The organism is Halomicrobium sp. HM KBTZ05, from assembly GCF_041530035.1.
Lineage (GTDB): Archaea > Halobacteriota > Halobacteria > Halobacteriales > Haloarculaceae > Halomicrobium.
Window position 1 is genome coordinate 2,066,278 of the sequence record NZ_CP168057.1, and the last position, 15,968, is coordinate 2,082,245.

Genomic DNA, 15,968 nt, shown 5'->3' on the forward strand with positions numbered 1-15,968 from the left:
GTAGGGTGTGAACGGGGCTATAGCTTCACCCGATGACGTTCGTTCGCCCGAGGTCGGGCGTCGCCAGCGACGGGCGACGGCATCAGACGCCGACGTTCGGGCGGCGCATGTAGATCGACCGGAGGAGGACACCGAGACCGACGAGGACGAACACGCCCTGAATCAGCAGTCCCTCCTTCGCGTCGAGCCGAAAGAGCACTGCGAGCACGCCGCTGGTCGCCAGGCCGGCCGTCAGAATGGCGAACCCGACGCTGAACAACTGCATCGGCCGGGAGTGTGATCGGCGGGCGGCGCGGTGTGCGAGATACGCGATGAGCCCGCCGAAGACGACCGTGCTGATCACGAGGACGATGACCATGACCGTGGTAGTGGCGTTCGGTAACATTGGTGTGGGTTTGGCTGCTGCGTTTCTGCGTCCTGTGGGGCACAACGGGGACGCCGACCTATCTACGTGTAACTACCGTGTGAGATCCCTTCAAGCGAGCGTGGCGTTCCTGCCGACTGAGAACGACGCCAGATCGCAGTCGATGCGGAGCGGGTGACCGTCCGGGACGCTACGGCGACTGGACTGGCACGGTCGAGAGCGACATCGGCTCGCTGCCGCCGAGTTCGACGACGAGACGCCAGCCACGCTCCGCGTCGACGACGCGGAACCCCGACAGTGACCACTCGGGCTGGTGGCGCGACAGCTCGACCGCCACCGGGAGCACCGGCAGTCGACCGTCTCGGACCGACAGTGCGTACGCAGAGAGAGTCACCTGGACGGTCCGTCGTCGGTTCGCCCGGTCGATCGACGTCGAGCGACAGCTGAACTCCCCGACGAGGCCGCGACGCTGGAGCGCCGCCAGTGCCGTGGCGACCGGCTGCCCGCTCCGATCGACGGGGGTCAGTTGCGACGCCGCGTCGGTCAACAGTGCCGCCTGCTGGTCGGGGCTCAGTCGCGCGTCGAACTCGGCGGCGAGTGACTCCAGCAAGCACAGACAGAGGTCGTCCGGGTCGTCGACGGTCTCTGCGAGTTCGAAGTACGCGTCCACGACGGCGGTCTCCAGATCGTCGTACGGGCCGTCGGACAGCGCCTCGAAGACGGCGGCGGCGACCCGGTGACAGAACTCGATGCGCCGTTGCTTGCCCTCGTTCGAATCGCGGTCGTCGGACACCGGCGACACCGCGGCGTCGGTGTCCGGACGCGGACCCCCAGAAAGCGCCCGGTCGCCGAACGGGTCCGACTCCTCGCAGACGATCAGGTCGTATCGCGGCGTCCGGGGATCGTACGTGCGAAGCGTGCTCCGGTACTGTTCGGTCGCACGGACCGCGAGGCGGGCCGTCGAGCGACTGTCGAAGCGTAGTGTCGCGACGGGGACCGGTCGCTCGCCAGTCCGACCACAGACGACGCGGTACGAGCCGTCGTCCGTGGCGAGTCGTTCCACGCGTTCTCGAAGCTCTGCGAGTGTCGTCCCGATCATCTGTCTCTCACCGTGGGTTGTCGTCGACGTGTGCTGCCGTGGTTCGGTCCTCGATGGCGCGGGCCCGTTCGACGATCAGATCGTCGTCGACGTGATCGAGGAGGCGTTCCTGGCCGCGTTCGCGCCGTCGCTCGATCTCGGACTCGTCGACGTAGCTCTCGAACACCCGGTCGATCTCGGACTCGCGAACGGACGCCAGTGCCGGCGATTCGGGGTCGAGGTCGTCCGGAAGCTGCTGGGCGAACCACTCGCGCCACCGGTCCCGATCGTCCCACTCCTCGTCGAGTTCCGCGCGCCGACGGACCCAGTCGTAGTGGTCGACCACCGGCTCGGGAACGCCGCGGTCGCGTCGAACGTCCTCGACGACGCTCAGCGCCGTCCGCGCGCCCCGTCCAGCAGCGACGATCGCCTGCCGGGACGCCTCGGAGGGCGAGGCGACGTACAGCCCGTCGATCGGCGTCGTCCCGTCCGCCGCGGGATAGGAGTCGTCGAAGGTCTCGTGGACCTCGCCGTCGTGCTCGCGGGTCGTCACCATCGCCGCCTCGTCCAGCGACAGGAGATACTCCCCGCCGTACCGCGTCGCAGCGACGACTCGGTCGGTCGTGACCGGGTCGCCGGACTGGAGTGCCACGATGAAGCCGCCGTCGTCACGGCGCTGGACCGACTCGACGAGGTCCGCACGGAGCTCACAGCCGGCCGCTCGGACGTGGTCGTGGCACAGCTCGTAGAGCGTCTCGATGTCGATGCCGGCGGGGAAGCCGAGGTAGTTTTCGAGGTGAGCGCACCGCCGGAGCGACGACCGTCCACGGTCGAACACGACCGTATCGAGGCCGTACCGGGCGGTAAACACGCCGGCCGAACAGCCCGCGGGGCCGCCGCCGACGATCACGACCTCGTGGTCGGTCGCTCCGTTCGCAGGCGTCGTCTCGCCCATCGTCAGAACTCTCCGGTGACGATGTCTGCGACCCGCTGGCGGTCGAAGAGCTCCGCATCGTCGGTGACGCGCCCGAACGTCTCCGGGTACAGTTGCTTGGCGGCCCGCTCGGTGAGGAACAGATTCTGAATCGGGCCCTGTCGGAGCGGCCCACCGCGGTAGACGCGACCGTTCTCGACCGCCGTCAGTTTCCCGCCGACGGGATGTTCACGGAGGAAGCCCAGGACGGTCTCGCGGAACTCGGTCGCCGACTTCTCCTCGTGGCCGCGAATCAGCAACACGTCCGGATCGATCGTGAGCAGGTTCTCGTAGTCGAGTTCGCCCCGGTTCTCGGTACTCAGGTTCTCGACACCCGTTCCGGCGAGTGCGTCGCTGACACCGAGGTCGTTCCACTGCTTCTTGCTCGTGCCGTCGTCGTTGAGTCGGTACGGCGAGAACGTCTCCGGCTCGTCCGTTCCCTCGTAGGTGAGAAAGACGCTCGGACGCTCGTCTGCCGGCGGCAGCTGAGACTGGAGCTCGGCCAGGAACTCATCGTGGAGCGTCTCGAAGGCCTCGAAACGGGCCCGCTCCTGGAACATCGCGGCCATCTTCTCGAAGGCCTGATAGAGCGTGTAGTACCGGTAGTCGTGCCACTCGTCGGACCGCCGGAAGATCATGTTTCCGAAGAACGGGCCGACGTTCTCCCGGATTTCGGCGATGTCGTCGTCGCTCCAGTCGAACCAGTTTCGCAGCATGCCCGTGTCGATGACGTGGACGTCGCTGTCGAGTTCGTAGAACAGTTCCCTGGACATGTCGGCCTCGACGAGATCGTTGGCGGCGATCCGCTCGAAGTCGACACTGACGCCAGGGAGCTCGTCGTAGACGCCAGTGTGATACTCGCCGGACTGCCCGATCCCGACCATCCCGTCGGCCTGGCCCAGCGCGACGCCCATGTCGGCGAAGTCGCCGCCGTAGGGAACCCACGTCTCCGGGACGGCGTCGAAGGTCACTTCGCCAGCGGGGGCCATCGAGACGGAGTACGCGTCCCCGTCGCTCGACTCGGTTTGTGCGTCCGTCTGGGTGGCTGTCTCGGTCGACCGATCGCTGCTGGTACCGCTACAGCCTGCGACCAGGCCAGCGAGCACCAGCGAACCACCGGACAACACGTACTCTCGTCGGGTCGCACTGTTCGCGTCGTTCGAGTTGCGCGCCATAGGATTTGGCTCGCCTAAAAGACATATATGCGTTGTGGATTTTAGGCGAGCCGAAACTACCGCGGCGCGCCACACTGGGGACACATCGGCGGCCCCGACTCGGGCAGTGCAGCCCCACAGTGGGGACAGTCGTCGACGGCGTCGGCGGTCGTCAACTCCTCGATCACCGAATCGGTCGTCCGGCGAAGCGACGCGATCGTTCCGAGATCGCTTTCCTCCGAGCGCCGATCGCCTGATCGGCCACGCTCGGCCGCGAGCGCGAACGCTCCACGCTCTGTGACGAACGACTCCTCGTCGTCGGTCAGTGCCCGCAGTCGAGCGGTCGGGTAGTCTTCGAACACGTCGGCCCCGGCGGTGCCGAACGCTTCCGCCGCACGACCCCGGACGTAGGGGTTCGGGTCGTCCAGGCGCGCAGCGAGCGCCCCCCGAACGTCGGTCAGGCGCTCCGGGTGCTCGCAGCCGGTCGCGACCAGCGCCGTACAGACGTGGTACCTGACGAGTTCGCTCTCGGCGTCGAGGTGGTCGCCGAGGTGTTCGACGAGGTGCCGGAGTCGGTCGGGGTCGCCGAGCGCGACGAACGCCAGCGCCTTGGCGAGTTTCGCCGTGACCTCGGGCTCGTCGAACGCGAGGCCGACGCGCAGATCGGCGAGCACCGAGGGCGCTGCGACGGCGTCGGGGTGTTCGAGAGCGACGTACCCCAGCGCTTCGGCCGAACGAGCACGGACGTAGTAGAACTCGTCCTCGTCGCCGAGGCGAGCACCGAGGGCGTCGACGGAACCGAGAACGGCGTCGGGGTCGGCCTCGGCGACGGCGACGAACAGCTTCGCGGTCGTGAGCCGTATCGCGCGTTCCTCGTCTGTGAGAAACGAGGCGACGACGGGAGCCAGCCCGTCGAAACGCGACGGAGCGTCGTCCGCGAGGTCGCCGAGCGCCTGTACCGCGTCCTTCCGAACGGACGGGGGGGCGGCAGCGAGTGCCGTCAGTGCGTCCCGCACCCGGTCGACTGGTTCCGTTTCGACGATCTCGACGAGCCGTGCCGGCTCCGGTGGTTCGGTTCGGTCCACCATCTCAATGGTCGTGAGAGCGACATCACGGGACCGACTGAAAGCGCTTGCGTTCGATCCGTCGGGGAACGGGTCGGAAAGAGCAGGCGGAGAACACGGCGAGTCGGCGTCGGGCAGGTCCCTGCCGTGGCCGGCACCCGACGAAATCGATCAGTCAGTCGTCACCGGTTCGCTCCCCTCGGCCGACCGATCCTGGCGCTGTGTCACGTCGAACTGTGAGACCATCGACTGGAGCTGCTCGGCGCTGTCCGACAGCGAGTCAGCGCTGGTCGCGATTTCCTGAATCGTGGCGGTCTGCTCTTCTGTCGCTGCCGACACGGCCTGTGCTTTGTCGGCCGTCTGGTCGCTGATCGACGTGACCTCGTCGAGCATCGAGACGACCTCCTGCCCGGAGTCGGCCTGTTGGTCGGTCGCCTCACTGATCGACTGGATGGCGGTGTTCGCCTCCTCGACCTGCGTGACGATCTCGTTCAGTTTGTCTGCCGTCTGGTCGATCGTCTGGCGACTCTCTTCGACTTCCGACTGTGTGTCGTAGATGTCGGCTGCGACGCTGTCGGCCGAGTCTTCGATCCCCTCGATCAGCGACTCGACTTCCTGTGTCGCGTCGGCCGTCTCACCGGCCAGTGACTTGATCTCTGATGCCACGACGGCGAACCCTTCCCCTGCTTCGCCGGCTCTGGCTGCTTCGATAGAGGCGTTGAGCGCGAGCATGTTCGTCTGCTCTGCGATGTCGTTGATCAGCTTCACGACCTCTTCGATCCGCTCGACTGCCTCCTGGAGATCCGTGACCTCTGCGACGGTCTCGTTGGTTCGAGACTCCAGCGACGCCATCTTCTCGACCGCCTCGGCGGCCGCCTGCTCGCCGTCCTGACCGAGTTCCGCCGCCTGCTGTGACTGGCTGGCGACTTCCTGTGAAGACGAGGCGATCTCTTCGATCGTCGCGGAGAGATCACTCATCTCTGCACTCGCTGCGTTGACCTTGTCGCTCTGTTTTTCGGTCCCGGCGGAGATGTCCTCGGTGCTCTCGGCGACTTCCGCGCTGGCAGATCGGATCTCCGACGCGCCGGCAGTGACCTCCGAACTCTCGGTGTCGACTCGGTCTGCGAACGATTGAATGTCGGCGACCACCGATTCGAGATCGTCCATCATCGCGTTGAACGCCGCACCGATCTTGGCCATCGCGTCGCTCTGGCTGTCCGGGTCCATCCGAACCGTCAGATCACCGGCTGCTGCCCGTTCCATCGTTTCCGCGTAGGAACCGGCTTTCGCTTCGAGGTCCGCAGTCAACTCTTCGAGTTCCGCTTCCCGCTCTTCGATCTCCTCGCGAGCGCGTTCGGCCTCACGCTGTGCGTCTTTGGCTTGCTCGCGCTGCTCGTTCGCCTGCTCTTTCGCTTGCTCGGCCTCCCGCTGTTTGGCTTCGGCCGATTCGACCAGTTCCTGCATCTCCGTGACGAGCGAGAGCGTCGCCGTCCCGCCGATCGCGAAGACCGCGACCGTCGACGTCATCAACGGACCGGTCGCGAGGTTGAACACCTCCTCGTAGATGCCCGCCTTCTCGAACATGAGGCTGACCGTCCAGACGGTCCCCAGCGTCGACGCGAAGCTGAACGTCAGCCAGAAGGCAGATTCGGCGTCGGTGTCACGGTAGTTGAGCCAGCCCAGTACCGTCGCACCGACGAATCCGAGTGCGCCGAGTCCGTCGAAGATAGGTGCGATTCCGACCATGGTTAGCTCCCCGTTTCGATCCGGTTCTTTCGCCGAAGGTACGCCGCCGCGAAGAAGGTGAGGCCCGCGACGCCGATACCGATCCCGTGCTCGACGAAGTTCAGCACCTCGCCGAGGACGACCGCTTCGAGGTTCGTCGCCACCATTCCGACGACGAGCAGACAGTACCCGGCCGTGAACCAGCGTGTCTCCTCTCTGTACTGAGTGAGGACGGGGATCAGCCCGATAACCGCAACCAGGAGCCCGACGACTTCCATCGGAGCGAACACCGAAATGTCGACCATACCACTGGCTACGTCTATCCGGATAAAAGTATCGGGGCCAAATATTCAGCTTCGATAATAATGGCCGCTATTTTTCGGTGTATGGACAATGTTACTGTGTGGCATTTGTCGGTCTGTGAGGGACACGCTCACAGCGGACGATCGATACATTCGGTGTGACTCTCTCATACTACCAGCTGTACATCTGTGAACGATTTCGCCACCCCGGAGTGGCGAAGATCCTCACGAAATGACAGCCGGCAGTATCAGCTTCGCTCGTCGAAAAGATCAGGAACACCGAGAGATTCGAACCTCGACGAGACTTACCGTGTCCGCCGCTCAAATGACCAGTCGCTCCGCTTTCACTCACGTCCGTTCGCGAAAAGCGACGAGCACTGAGGGATTTGAACCACGTCGAGACTCGCTTCGCTCGTCTCGCCTGCTCAAACCCTCAGCTGTACGTGGTTTGTTTCTCGTATCTGCTCGTCACAAGATCACGAGCGCTGAGGGATTTGAACCCCCGGCAACGTGGTCCGAAGCCACGTACTCTGTCCAGGCTGAGCTAAGCGCCCTGTACTGATTGCTATGAGGGCGTCCCGGTTTAAACCCCCCGGTTCGCGGGCACCGGGTTACGTGTTCGCGTCCCACGATTGCTGCCGAATCCCGAAAAGCAATAACTGTTGAACGGGAAGCATGGTGTACCGTATCTGTGCACGCCTGGCTAGCGTCGCACACGGACGACTACGATGTACGATCTGGGGGAACAACTGGACGGACGGATGGTTGCACCGGGGACGAACATCCTCGTGAAGGGGCCGCCGTTGACGGGAAAGCGCCGCCTGGCTCGTCAGATTCTCGCCCACGGGCTCGACGCCGACCAGGGAGCGATCGTGATCACGACGCGTGACAGCGCCCGCCGGGTCGCCAGGCAGTTCGGGTTCGACGACGAGGACGAAGCGCGAGCGATCGGGATCGTCGACTGTGTCACCGAGCACGTCGGGCGGTCGACGACCGACACGCTGACGGTCAAGTACGCGACGTCGCCGGTCGACATGACGGGGATCGGGCTGGGGTTCTCGAACTTCATCGAGTACTTCTACGGCGACCTCGGCCGAGAGCGCAACCGCGTGATGGTCGATTCGCTGTCGACGCTGCTGATGTACGCGACGCTACAGACGGTCTTCGAGTTCATGCACGCGATCACGAGCCGTGTCGACGACGTCGACGCGGTCGGCGTCCACGTCATCGAGTCCACCGCTCACGACGAACAGACGCTGCACACGATCGAGCAGTTGTTCGACGGCACGGTCGAACTCGACGAGAGCGGCATCGTCGCGGTCGATCTCCCGACCGAGGCCGAGTCGGCGAACCCGTAGGACAGCCACCGCTGGCAGCGGAGGCACGCCGACGGGATCGACAGCACGCTTTTGCCGACGCCGCCGGTAGGTGTCCGTATGCCCGTCGACTCTGACGACACGCTCCGGGAGATCCTCGACTACGACACGATCGCCGTCGTCGGCTGTTCGACGACGAGCGGGAAAGCGGCCCACGACGTGCCGGCCTACCTGCAATCGCAGGGCTACCGTATCGTTCCGGTCAACCCCTTCGCCGACGAGATCCTCGGAGAACGTGCGTCCGATTCGCTGTCCGACGTGGAAGCGACGATCGACATCGTCGACGTGTTCCGGCCGAGCGAGGAGGTGGCCGGTATCGTCGACGAGACGCTCGACCGCGAGGACGTGCGCGTGCTGTGGACCCAGCTGGGAATCCGTGACGACGACGCCGCGAAGCGAGCCGAGAACGCGGGGCTACAGGTCGTCCAGGATCGGTGTCTCAAAGTCGAGCACGAGCGGCTGCGGTGAATCCGTGACACGACGGTCCAGCTAGGGGCTCTGTCCGTCGGCGTCTTCGGTCGTCTCCGACGGCGCTCCGGCAGTGTCCGGGTCGTCCGGCGATGCCGCGTCGCCGCTCGGGTCCGCTCCCTCGGCGTCCTGAATGACGGCGTCGGTGACGGCGCTGTCGACGTCGATGTCGTGCTCCTCGGCGATCGCCTCCAGCAGCGTGCGGTGCTGTTCGAGCTCCCGTTCGATCTCCTCGACGCGTGCCCCCGTCTCGTCGACCGTCCCCCGAAGGTCCTGAAGCTGCTCGACCATGTGGTTGATCCGCTTGTACATCTTCTCGGCCAGATCCGCGAGCTTCTGGACCTTCTTGGCCGTGCTTCCGAGTCCCATGGCCGAGCTATCGTGAGTCACCCTTGTGGCCCTTTCGGCTCCCGGACACCACGTGTGGAAAGAAGCCGCGCCTGCCACGAACCGACAGTATAAGACCGGGGGAGATCCACCACCGAGTATGGAGCAGTTGCGGCTCGCACCGACCGTCGGCATCGTCGCATCGCTGGCCGTCCTCGCGGTCCTCGCGGCACCGTACGCGGTCGTCGAGCAGAGCAGCGCCGTGGGCACGTACTTCGCCGCCGGGGCCATCAGTCCGCTCGTCGTCGGCCTCTTCGCGAGCGTGGCGATCATCGTCTTCGCCGCGGGTCGACAGGGCCGGTCGCCACCCGATCTGGTCGCCGGGGCGACGCTCGTCCTGGGTCTGTTCATGACGGTCCTGGCTGCGGTCTGGGCCATTACGGTTCCCCAGAGCATGGTGACACAGCTCACGACGGCAGACGTGCTGGGGTATCACCGCGGGGCGCTCGTGGTCACCGCGCTCTGTGTCACCGCCGCCGCAGCGTGGTACGCACGCACCCAGCGGCTCATCTAGCCGACCGCGTGGCGACGACCACCACGCCGTCCCGTCTTTCCGAAAGGTCCTTAAGTTGTGGCGGCGGATTTCCGAGTGGACTAGGTCGAGGGGTTAGGCCCCCCTCCTCGCCCGCACTACGGTCTTGAGCGGGGACCGAACTCGGGGGCGTCCGGTCTGCCGGACGCAGGCCCCGTGAGCTAACGTCGAAGCCTCGTCCAACGGGGACAGCGGTCCACACGGCTGCGCCTGCAGGGGCGTTCGCCTGTGGTTAGACGAGGGCACTCCGCCAGGCACGGAAGTGAGCAGCGGACCCTCGTACACCTGTCGCTCGTCGGATCGCGGGGTGGAGGAGGCAAACGGGACTACCTGCGCCCGAACGCCGGGCAATCTCGCTGTCCATCCCATTCATACGCCGTTCTCCCTTCCACAGCGGGTGCGCTGGGCGCACTACGTGCCAAAAAGTGCAGTCAGTGGCGCTATTCGTCGAACTCGAACAGCCGGCGCAGTTAAACGTTCATCACTGCGACGACGAGAGACTGCGAAGACGAACGGATGGAACGGTGGTCAGTCGTCGTCGGTCGGTTCCACGAGGCCGTCGACGTTGGCCAGTTCGAGACCGCCGCCGATGGTGCGGTTCGGGTAGGGGATGTCGATGCCTGCCTCGTCGAAGCGTTGCTTGACGGCTTTGACGTACTCGCCGCGGATCTTGACGAAGTCGGCCCGCGAGGGGTTCGCGATCCAGATGCGAGACTGGAGTCCCACGGAGGAGTCGCCCAGTTCGATCAGGCGCACCGACGGTTCGGGGTCGGCGAGGATGCCCTCGTGCTCGTCGGCCTCTTCGAGGATGATCTCGGTCGCTCTGTCGATGTCGTCGTCGTAGCCGATGCCGAAGACGAACTTCAGGCGCAGTTGCTCCTTGGCGACGGGGTTCTTGATGACGTCGTCGGTCAACTGGGAGTTGGGCACCGTCAACAGCTCGTTGTCGAAGGTCCGGATACGGGTGACACGCAACGAGATGTCCTCGACGACACCGGCGTGGTCGTCCCACTCGATCCAGTCGCCGATGCGGAACGGTTTGTCGGTGAAGATGAAGATGCCCGCCACGAAGTTCGAGAGCACGTCCTGCATCGCGAAGCCGATCGCCAGCGTCGCGGCGGCAGCGATCGTCGCCAGCGACTGGAGGAAGTCGCCGTAGTCGGCCATGCCGAACGCCACGGAGATCCCGACGAAGACGACGGCGATGCTGACGATCTTCTTCAGCGGCTTGCGGGCGTGGGCGTCGAGGTCCCGCGCTTTGAGCGCGCGGTTGACCACCGGGAGGATCACGGCGCGGCCGAACAGGTAGATCACGAGGAAGACGACCACGAAGGTCATGGCCTGGCCGATCGACTCCGCGTAGGGGACCCCAAAGTCGGCGAGGAGCTGGGCCAGTGGCGTCGGGTCGTCGTCGACGACCGGCGTCCCCTGCGTCATCGTTCGAACACGGCGGTGTGACCCCTCGTCTGGACGACGGTCCCACCGGCGAGGTCGGCGAGTTCGTCGGCCTCGTCCTCGGTCGTCGTCCCGCCCAGCGCAGACCGGAGGAACTTCACTTTCACGAGGTCGCGGTCGTCGAGCTGGTTCGAGAGTTCGTCGGCGACCGGATCGATACCTTGCTTGCCGACACGGAGCGTGGCGTCGAGTTCGTGAATCCGCTGTCGGCGGTCTTTGTTACTCATACTGTCCCGATTTTACTGTTGAGGACTTAAACACTTGGCCAACGGGCCGAACGAGAACGCAGGCAATCGGCCGTCACTCGTAGGGATAGCGTGCCTGGGTCCCACAGTCGCAGGTGACGACGACGTGGCCGTCCTGGAGGCGGACCCGCGCGTTGACGCTCGGACGGAGGTAGGCGTCGCAGGCGTCACAGGTGAACCGCTTGAACCGCCGCGGGAGCCCGAGACGGTTGCGCTCGGCGACGCGGCGAGCGCGGCGAACGTACTCGCGGGCACGCTCGTCGTTGCCGTCGCCGGCCGCCTCGCGAGCGAGGTCGTGGAGCCGTCGAATCCGCTCGCGAGCGATCTCTGACTCACCGGGCGTCATCGACCACACCTCCGCCGACCCGACGGGAATACGTTTCGTATCGGACCGACAGCCTTTTGTCGGATACTGGAGGACAGATCGCTGTGCGCACGCTGAACTACCTGGAGGTCGCGGGCTGGCTGGACCGCAGCGGGATCGGTACGTCGGTCGAGCACCAGCGAGCGGCGCTCGCCGACAGAGACGTCGAGGTCGTTACCTCGCCGTGGGAGGGTGACCACCCGGTCGACGCCGTCCGGTCGAAGCTCACCGGCGGGCGCGCGTTCACCGACGTGGATCTCGTCCACTGCAACATGATCGGGCCGGGAACGGCCGCGACGATCAAGCACGCCCAGCGGACCGACACGCCGGTGATCCTCCACTCGCACGTCACTCGCGAGGACTTCCGGGACAGCTTCCGCGGGGCCAACGTCGTCGCGCCGGTCCTGGGGAAGTACCTCAAGTGGTTCTACTCGCAGGCCGACCTCGTGCTGTGTCCCAGCGAGTACACGAGAGGGGTGTTGCAGTCGTATCCGATCGACGCGCCGATCCGGCCGATCACGAACGGGATCGACCTCGACCGGCTGAGGGGGTACGAGGAGTACCGCGAGGAGTACCGCGAGCGCTACGACATCGACGGGATGAGTGTCTTCGCCGTCGGCAACGTCTTCGAGCGCAAAGGGCTCTCGACCTTCTGTCGGGTCGCCCAGCGGACCGACTACGACTTCACCTGGTTCGGCACCTACGAGACCGGGCCGAGCGCGTCCGCGGCGGTGCGCAAGTGGACCGGAGATCCACCGGACAACGTCACGTTCTCGGGATGGGTCGACGACATCCGCGGGGCCTACGGGGCCGGCGACGTGTTCATGTTCCCCGCGAAGGTCGAGAACCAGGGGATCGTCGTGCTCGAAGCGATGGCCTGCGGGAAAGCCTGCGTGATTTCGGACATCCCGGCCTTCGCAGAGTACTACGAGGACGGCCACGACTGCCTGATCTGCTCGTCCGAACGGGAGTTCGTCGACGCGCTCGAACGGCTGGAAGCGAACCCCGACCTCCGGGAACGGCTGGGCGAGAACGCGAAAGCGACCGCTCGCGAGCACGGACTCGACCGGGTCGGCGAACAGCTGACGGACATCTACGGGCAGGTCCTCGACGGGAACGTGCCCGAGGCTGTCGGCGAGAGATAGCAACGGTTTAAGGCGTGGTCGATCAAACGTCGCCGATGGCACTGCCGCGCGTGGCTGCGTTCACCGACACATATCTCCCGACGGTCAACGGCGTCACCTACACTGTCAAGACCTGGCGCGAGCAGTGGAGCCGCCGCGACAGCGAGATGGACGTGATCTATCCCCGGAGCGAACACCAGGCGACGGCCGGGGAACACCCGGTGTCGAGCCTCCCGTTCCCGTTCTACGAGGGGTTTCGCGTCGCGGCACCGCAGATCCCGACGGCCGTCGAGGCGGCCGACGTGGTCCACGCACACACCCCGTTCAGTCTCGGGCTGGCCGCAAAGCGCTTCGCCCGGAGCAACGACGCGCCCCTGGTGGCGTCTTACCACACACCGACCAGCGAGTACGCCGAGTACGTCTCACTCAACGGCACCATCGAGCGACTGATTCGCAACTGCGCGACGCGCTACGAGCGGTGGTTCCTGAACGGTGCCGACGTCGTCATCACGCCCAGCGAACGGACCGCTCGACACCTCCGCGAGACCGTCGGCGTCTCGACGACGGTGGAAGTGCTCGCCAACGGCGTCGACACCGACTTCTTCGCGCCGAGTGAGACGGCGGCGTTTCGCGAGCGCCACGACCTCCCAGACGGCCCGCTGGTGGGATACACCGGGAGGCACGGCTACGAGAAGTGCCTCGACGACATCGTCGCCGCCGCAGAGGGACTGGACGTGACGCTGGTCTTCGGCGGCGACGGGCCCGCCCGCGAGGACCTCGAAGCGACGGCCGAGGCGGCAGCCGTCGATGCCCACTTCCTGGGGTTCCTCGACCGAGCGGAGCTGCCCGAGCTGTACGCCGCGCTCGACGTGTTCGCGTTCCCCAGCCCGGTCGAGACCCAGGGACTGGTCGCACTGGAGGCAAACGCCTGTGGGACGCCGGTCGTCGGGGTCGACAGCGGCGCGCTGAGTGGCACGATCGACGACGGCGTCACCGGCTACAAGTACCCCGAGGGCGACACCGACGCCTTCCGCGACGGGATCGAGCGGGCGCTCGACGAGTCCGAGCGGCTCCGAGAGCGCTGCCTGGACCGCCGCGAGGAGACGAGCGTCGAGCACTCCGTAGAACGACTGGCGGACATCTACGAACAGGTCAGCTGACACGCTCGTCGTCGGAACGCTCACGGTTCTCTCGCCGGGAAATATCCAAAACGTTTCGTTCACCCCCGACGAGAGACGGATATGAGCGAGACACAGCACCTCCTCGTGATCGGTGCACATCCGGACGACTGCTCGATCAAGGCGGGCGGTATCGCGGCAAAGTACGTGGAAGCGGGCCACGACGTGACCTTCCTCTCGGTCACCGACGGGAGTGCCGGCCACCACGAGATGAACCGCAAGAAGCTCGCTGCGCGACGCAAGCGCGAGACCGAGGCCGTCGCGGAGACGCTGGGCATCGACTACGACGTGTTCGACATCGCCGACGGCCTGCTCGAACCGACGCTCGCCAACCGCAAGAAACTCATCCGCTACATCCGCCGGGTCGACCCCGATCTGGTGCTCGGACCCCGGCCCAACGACTACCACCCCGACCACCGCTACACCGCGCAGTTGCTCCGGGACGCCGCGTACTCGCTGATCGTCCCCAACATCGTCCCCGACACCCAGCCCATGGCGTCGAACCCGGTCATCGGCTACGTCGCCGATCACTTCCAGAAGCCCGAAGCCTTCGAGCCCGACGTGGTCCTCGACGTGAGCGACGTGGCAGAACGGAAGATCGACGCGATGGACTGCCACGTCTCCCAGATGTACGAGTGGCTCCCCTACACCTTCGGCGAACTGGAGAACGTCCCCGAGGACGCTGACGCACGCCGCGAGTGGCTCACCGAGGCGGGAGTCGATCACCTCTCGGCCAACACCGAGATCAACGTCGCCGACCGCTTCCGTGCCGAGCTGAAAGATCGCTACGGCGAGGACGCCGGTGCCGCGGTCGACCACGCCGAGGCCGTCGAGATCTCCGAGTACGGTGCGCCGCTGACCGAGGACGCCGCCGAGCGCCTCTTTTTCTTCTAGAGCGAAAGCGCTATCCGCGTCTCACCGCTCCGATCGTTCCCGCTCTCGGAGCGCGGCGACCCGTGATTCGATCGGCGGGTGCGAGGAGGGGAGGACGCGAGCGGCCACCGAGCGCCATCGACGCCGCGTCCGAGCGACGGCGTCGTCGCCGTCGATCCCGTCACCGTCGTCGATCGCGTCGGGCAACACGCACAGTTCGCGGACGCCGGTCTGGGCGGTCCGCAGGTCCTCGGACGGACGCAGGTCGTCGAGCGTCTCCAGTGCGCCGACGAGAGCGGCCGGCGACCCCCTGATCGCGGCCGCCCCGGCGTCGGCGTGGAACTCGCGCACTCGCGAGAGCGATCGGTAACAGGCCGTGCTCGCGAGCCACAGCGCCGAAGAGAGCGCGAGGACGATCGGCGAGAGCGCGAGCATCGCGATGTGGAACTGGCCGAACGCGACCGTGTCGCTGTCCTCGGGCTGCTCGACGCCGGGGAGGTACCCGAGTCCGGATCGGCGGAGGAACTCGATCGTTCCCCCGTTGACGCGGGCCGTGACCGTCGGCAGGAAGCCAGCGGCCGTCATCACGAACGCGTCGCCGTGCTTGAGGTGGGCGAGTTCGTGAGCCAGGACGGCGTCGAGTGCCTCGTCGTCGAGCCTGCGAAGCAGCCCCGTCGTGACGACGAGGATCTGCTCGCCGGGCCGGCCGGCGACGTAGCTGTTGGGCGTCTCGCTGTCGACGACCCGCACGTCCGGGATCGGTGTGTCCGAGAGCTGTGCCAGCCCGGCGAGCCGGGCCGCGACGCGCTCGCGGTACTCGCCGTAGTCGAACGTCGGCACGACGCGTGGATCGCGCTCGTCGTCACCGTCCTCGGAGACCGCGTGCGAGCGGTCGGCCAGCAGGCCGCCGAAAGGCCGTCCGGGTTCGATCGGTTCGGTGACCGGCGCGAAGAGGTCCCGGAACGTCTGTCGCTCGCCAGGGACGGTGTTGGCGCTCATCCGGTAGCCAAACACCGACTGGCCCGCCAGCGTCGCCGCGGTCCCGACGGCGACGACCAGCGGCGACGGGAGCGTCCGGAACTGCAACGCGTCGGCCACCAGCCCGACGGACTCGTAGGTGATGGCCCACGAGAACAGGCCGACTGCCAGGTGGCCCAGCCAGTAGACGGCGACGACGAAGACCGCATCGAAGGCGACCAGCAACGCGACCAGCGCCGCCAGCCGAAACCGCATACCGAGGGCGTTGTGGGAGGGCATCGTCCGAATCTTGGCGCGGCCGCAGTGAAAAAGTATCGGTGAGGATGAG

Annotated in this window: 18 protein-coding genes, 1 tRNA gene and 1 other RNA gene; 7 read left to right on the forward strand and 13 right to left on the reverse strand. The window is 66.1% G+C overall.

Going from position 1 to position 15,968, the window contains the following annotated elements:
• Positions 1-82: 82 nt before the first annotated feature.
• The 8 genes from ACAH01_RS10730 to ACAH01_RS10765 all read right to left on the reverse strand — a co-directional run bounded on the left by ACAH01_RS10730 (position 83) and on the right by ACAH01_RS10765 (position 7,214).
• Entirely contained in the window at positions 83-358 is a 276-nt protein-coding gene (locus ACAH01_RS10730) for an oxidoreductase (RefSeq protein ID WP_240936958.1), read from the reverse strand.
• Between the two features lie 196 nt (positions 359-554).
• Positions 555-1,463 (reverse strand): hypothetical protein, encoded by a 909-nt coding sequence (locus ACAH01_RS10735; RefSeq protein WP_372479172.1) that lies wholly within the window; start codon positions 1,461-1,463, stop codon positions 555-557.
• Positions 1,464-1,470: 7 nt separating this feature from the next.
• Positions 1,471-2,397: an NAD(P)/FAD-dependent oxidoreductase gene (locus ACAH01_RS10740; RefSeq protein ID WP_372479173.1), complete on the reverse strand. Its 927-nt coding sequence runs from the start codon at positions 2,395-2,397 to the stop codon at positions 1,471-1,473.
• Positions 2,398-2,399: 2 nt separating this feature from the next.
• Positions 2,400-3,590, reverse strand: a complete 1,191-nt coding sequence (locus ACAH01_RS10745) for an ABC transporter substrate-binding protein (RefSeq protein WP_372479174.1) — start codon at positions 3,588-3,590, stop codon at positions 2,400-2,402.
• A 56-nt stretch (positions 3,591-3,646) separates the two neighbouring features.
• Positions 3,647-4,657: a HEAT repeat domain-containing protein gene (locus tag ACAH01_RS10750; protein ID WP_372479175.1), complete on the reverse strand. Its 1,011-nt coding sequence runs from the start codon at positions 4,655-4,657 to the stop codon at positions 3,647-3,649.
• Positions 4,658-4,804: 147 nt separating this feature from the next.
• Positions 4,805-6,379, reverse strand: a complete 1,575-nt coding sequence (locus ACAH01_RS10755) for a methyl-accepting chemotaxis protein (protein WP_372479176.1) — start codon at positions 6,377-6,379, stop codon at positions 4,805-4,807.
• A gap of 2 nt (positions 6,380-6,381) precedes the next feature.
• Positions 6,382-6,663 (reverse strand): hypothetical protein, encoded by a 282-nt coding sequence (locus ACAH01_RS10760; RefSeq protein ID WP_208628127.1) that lies wholly within the window; start codon positions 6,661-6,663, stop codon positions 6,382-6,384.
• 476 nt (positions 6,664-7,139) lie between these two features.
• A tRNA-Arg gene (locus ACAH01_RS10765) sits at positions 7,140-7,214 on the reverse strand.
• Between the two features lie 174 nt (positions 7,215-7,388).
• On the opposite strand from ACAH01_RS10765, the gene ACAH01_RS10770 reads away from it, so the two are divergent.
• Positions 7,389-8,018, forward strand: a complete 630-nt coding sequence (locus ACAH01_RS10770) for an ATPase domain-containing protein (protein ID WP_170094015.1) — start codon at positions 7,389-7,391, stop codon at positions 8,016-8,018.
• Between the two features lie 78 nt (positions 8,019-8,096).
• Positions 8,097-8,504 (forward strand): CoA-binding protein, encoded by a 408-nt coding sequence (locus ACAH01_RS10775; protein ID WP_170094014.1) that lies wholly within the window; start codon positions 8,097-8,099, stop codon positions 8,502-8,504.
• A 21-nt stretch (positions 8,505-8,525) separates the two neighbouring features.
• Here ACAH01_RS10775 and ACAH01_RS10780 read toward each other — a convergent pair whose 3' ends face one another.
• On the reverse strand, positions 8,526-8,873 hold the full coding sequence (locus tag ACAH01_RS10780) for a DUF5798 family protein (protein WP_372479177.1): 348 nt from the start codon (positions 8,871-8,873) through the stop codon (positions 8,526-8,528).
• Positions 8,874-8,991: 118 nt separating this feature from the next.
• Between ACAH01_RS10780 and ACAH01_RS10785 the strand changes: the two genes are divergently transcribed.
• Positions 8,992-9,405, forward strand: a complete 414-nt coding sequence (locus tag ACAH01_RS10785; RefSeq protein ID WP_372479178.1) for a hypothetical protein — start codon at positions 8,992-8,994, stop codon at positions 9,403-9,405.
• Positions 9,406-9,478: 73 nt separating this feature from the next.
• Positions 9,479-9,789, forward strand: an RNA gene (ffs, locus tag ACAH01_RS10790) — signal recognition particle sRNA.
• Positions 9,790-9,951: 162 nt separating this feature from the next.
• On the opposite strand, the gene ACAH01_RS10795 is transcribed toward ffs, so the two are convergent.
• From ACAH01_RS10795 to ACAH01_RS10805, 3 genes are all read right to left on the reverse strand, one after another.
• A complete protein-coding gene (locus ACAH01_RS10795) occupies positions 9,952-10,860 on the reverse strand; it encodes a mechanosensitive ion channel family protein (protein ID WP_372479179.1) in 909 nt (302 codons plus the stop codon).
• Positions 10,857-11,105 (reverse strand): YhbY family RNA-binding protein, encoded by a 249-nt coding sequence (locus tag ACAH01_RS10800; protein WP_153553138.1) that lies wholly within the window; start codon positions 11,103-11,105, stop codon positions 10,857-10,859. The genes ACAH01_RS10795 and ACAH01_RS10800 overlap by 4 nt, the downstream gene beginning before the upstream one ends.
• 73 nt (positions 11,106-11,178) lie before the next feature.
• Positions 11,179-11,469, reverse strand: coding sequence for a ribonuclease P protein component 4 (locus ACAH01_RS10805; RefSeq protein WP_153553137.1), 291 nt, complete (start codon positions 11,467-11,469; stop codon positions 11,179-11,181).
• Between the two features lie 83 nt (positions 11,470-11,552).
• Between ACAH01_RS10805 and ACAH01_RS10810 the strand changes: the two genes are divergently transcribed.
• From ACAH01_RS10810 to ACAH01_RS10820, 3 genes are all read left to right on the forward strand, one after another.
• Positions 11,553-12,632 carry a glycosyltransferase family 4 protein gene (locus ACAH01_RS10810; RefSeq protein WP_372479180.1) on the forward strand — a complete coding sequence of 360 codons (1,080 nt, stop codon included), beginning with the start codon at positions 11,553-11,555 and terminating at the stop codon, positions 12,630-12,632.
• 35 nt (positions 12,633-12,667) lie between these two features.
• The gene (locus ACAH01_RS10815; protein ID WP_208628133.1) at positions 12,668-13,771 is read left to right on the forward strand and encodes a glycosyltransferase; all 1,104 of its coding nucleotides are present in this window, start codon (positions 12,668-12,670) and stop codon (positions 13,769-13,771) included.
• 81 nt (positions 13,772-13,852) lie between these two features.
• On the forward strand, positions 13,853-14,683 hold the full coding sequence (locus ACAH01_RS10820; protein ID WP_372479181.1) for a PIG-L deacetylase family protein: 831 nt from the start codon (positions 13,853-13,855) through the stop codon (positions 14,681-14,683).
• Positions 14,684-14,704: 21 nt separating this feature from the next.
• On the opposite strand, the gene ACAH01_RS10825 is transcribed toward ACAH01_RS10820, so the two are convergent.
• Positions 14,705-15,919 carry a M48 family metalloprotease gene (locus tag ACAH01_RS10825; RefSeq protein ID WP_372479182.1) on the reverse strand — a complete coding sequence of 405 codons (1,215 nt, stop codon included), beginning with the start codon at positions 15,917-15,919 and terminating at the stop codon, positions 14,705-14,707.
• Between the last annotated feature and the right edge of the window lie 49 nt (positions 15,920-15,968).

Coding starts and splice junctions, on each gene's coding strand:
- ACAH01_RS10760 (WP_208628127.1), bottom strand. CDS start 6,663: ATGGTCGACATTTCGGTGTTCGCTCCGATGGAAGTCGTCGGGCTCCTG.
- ACAH01_RS10740 (WP_372479173.1), bottom strand. CDS start 2,397: ATGGGCGAGACGACGCCTGCGAACGGAGCGACCGACCACGAGGTCGTG.
- ACAH01_RS10745 (WP_372479174.1), bottom strand. CDS start 3,590: ATGGCGCGCAACTCGAACGACGCGAACAGTGCGACCCGACGAGAGTAC.
- ACAH01_RS10815 (WP_208628133.1), top strand. CDS start 12,668: ATGGCACTGCCGCGCGTGGCTGCGTTCACCGACACATATCTCCCGACG.
- ACAH01_RS10800 (WP_153553138.1), bottom strand. CDS start 11,105: ATGAGTAACAAAGACCGCCGACAGCGGATTCACGAACTCGACGCCACG.
- ACAH01_RS10780 (WP_372479177.1), bottom strand. CDS start 8,873: ATGGGACTCGGAAGCACGGCCAAGAAGGTCCAGAAGCTCGCGGATCTG.
- ACAH01_RS10770 (WP_170094015.1), top strand. CDS start 7,389: ATGTACGATCTGGGGGAACAACTGGACGGACGGATGGTTGCACCGGGG.
- ACAH01_RS10750 (WP_372479175.1), bottom strand. CDS start 4,657: ATGGTGGACCGAACCGAACCACCGGAGCCGGCACGGCTCGTCGAGATC.
- ACAH01_RS10775 (WP_170094014.1), top strand. CDS start 8,097: ATGCCCGTCGACTCTGACGACACGCTCCGGGAGATCCTCGACTACGAC.
- ACAH01_RS10730 (WP_240936958.1), bottom strand. CDS start 358: ATGGTCATCGTCCTCGTGATCAGCACGGTCGTCTTCGGCGGGCTCATC.
- ACAH01_RS10805 (WP_153553137.1), bottom strand. CDS start 11,469: ATGACGCCCGGTGAGTCAGAGATCGCTCGCGAGCGGATTCGACGGCTC.
- ACAH01_RS10755 (WP_372479176.1), bottom strand. CDS start 6,379: ATGGTCGGAATCGCACCTATCTTCGACGGACTCGGCGCACTCGGATTC.
- ACAH01_RS10820 (WP_372479181.1), top strand. CDS start 13,853: ATGAGCGAGACACAGCACCTCCTCGTGATCGGTGCACATCCGGACGAC.
- ACAH01_RS10785 (WP_372479178.1), top strand. CDS start 8,992: ATGGAGCAGTTGCGGCTCGCACCGACCGTCGGCATCGTCGCATCGCTG.
- ACAH01_RS10795 (WP_372479179.1), bottom strand. CDS start 10,860: ATGACGCAGGGGACGCCGGTCGTCGACGACGACCCGACGCCACTGGCC.
- ACAH01_RS10735 (WP_372479172.1), bottom strand. CDS start 1,463: ATGATCGGGACGACACTCGCAGAGCTTCGAGAACGCGTGGAACGACTC.
- ACAH01_RS10825 (WP_372479182.1), bottom strand. CDS start 15,919: ATGCCCTCCCACAACGCCCTCGGTATGCGGTTTCGGCTGGCGGCGCTG.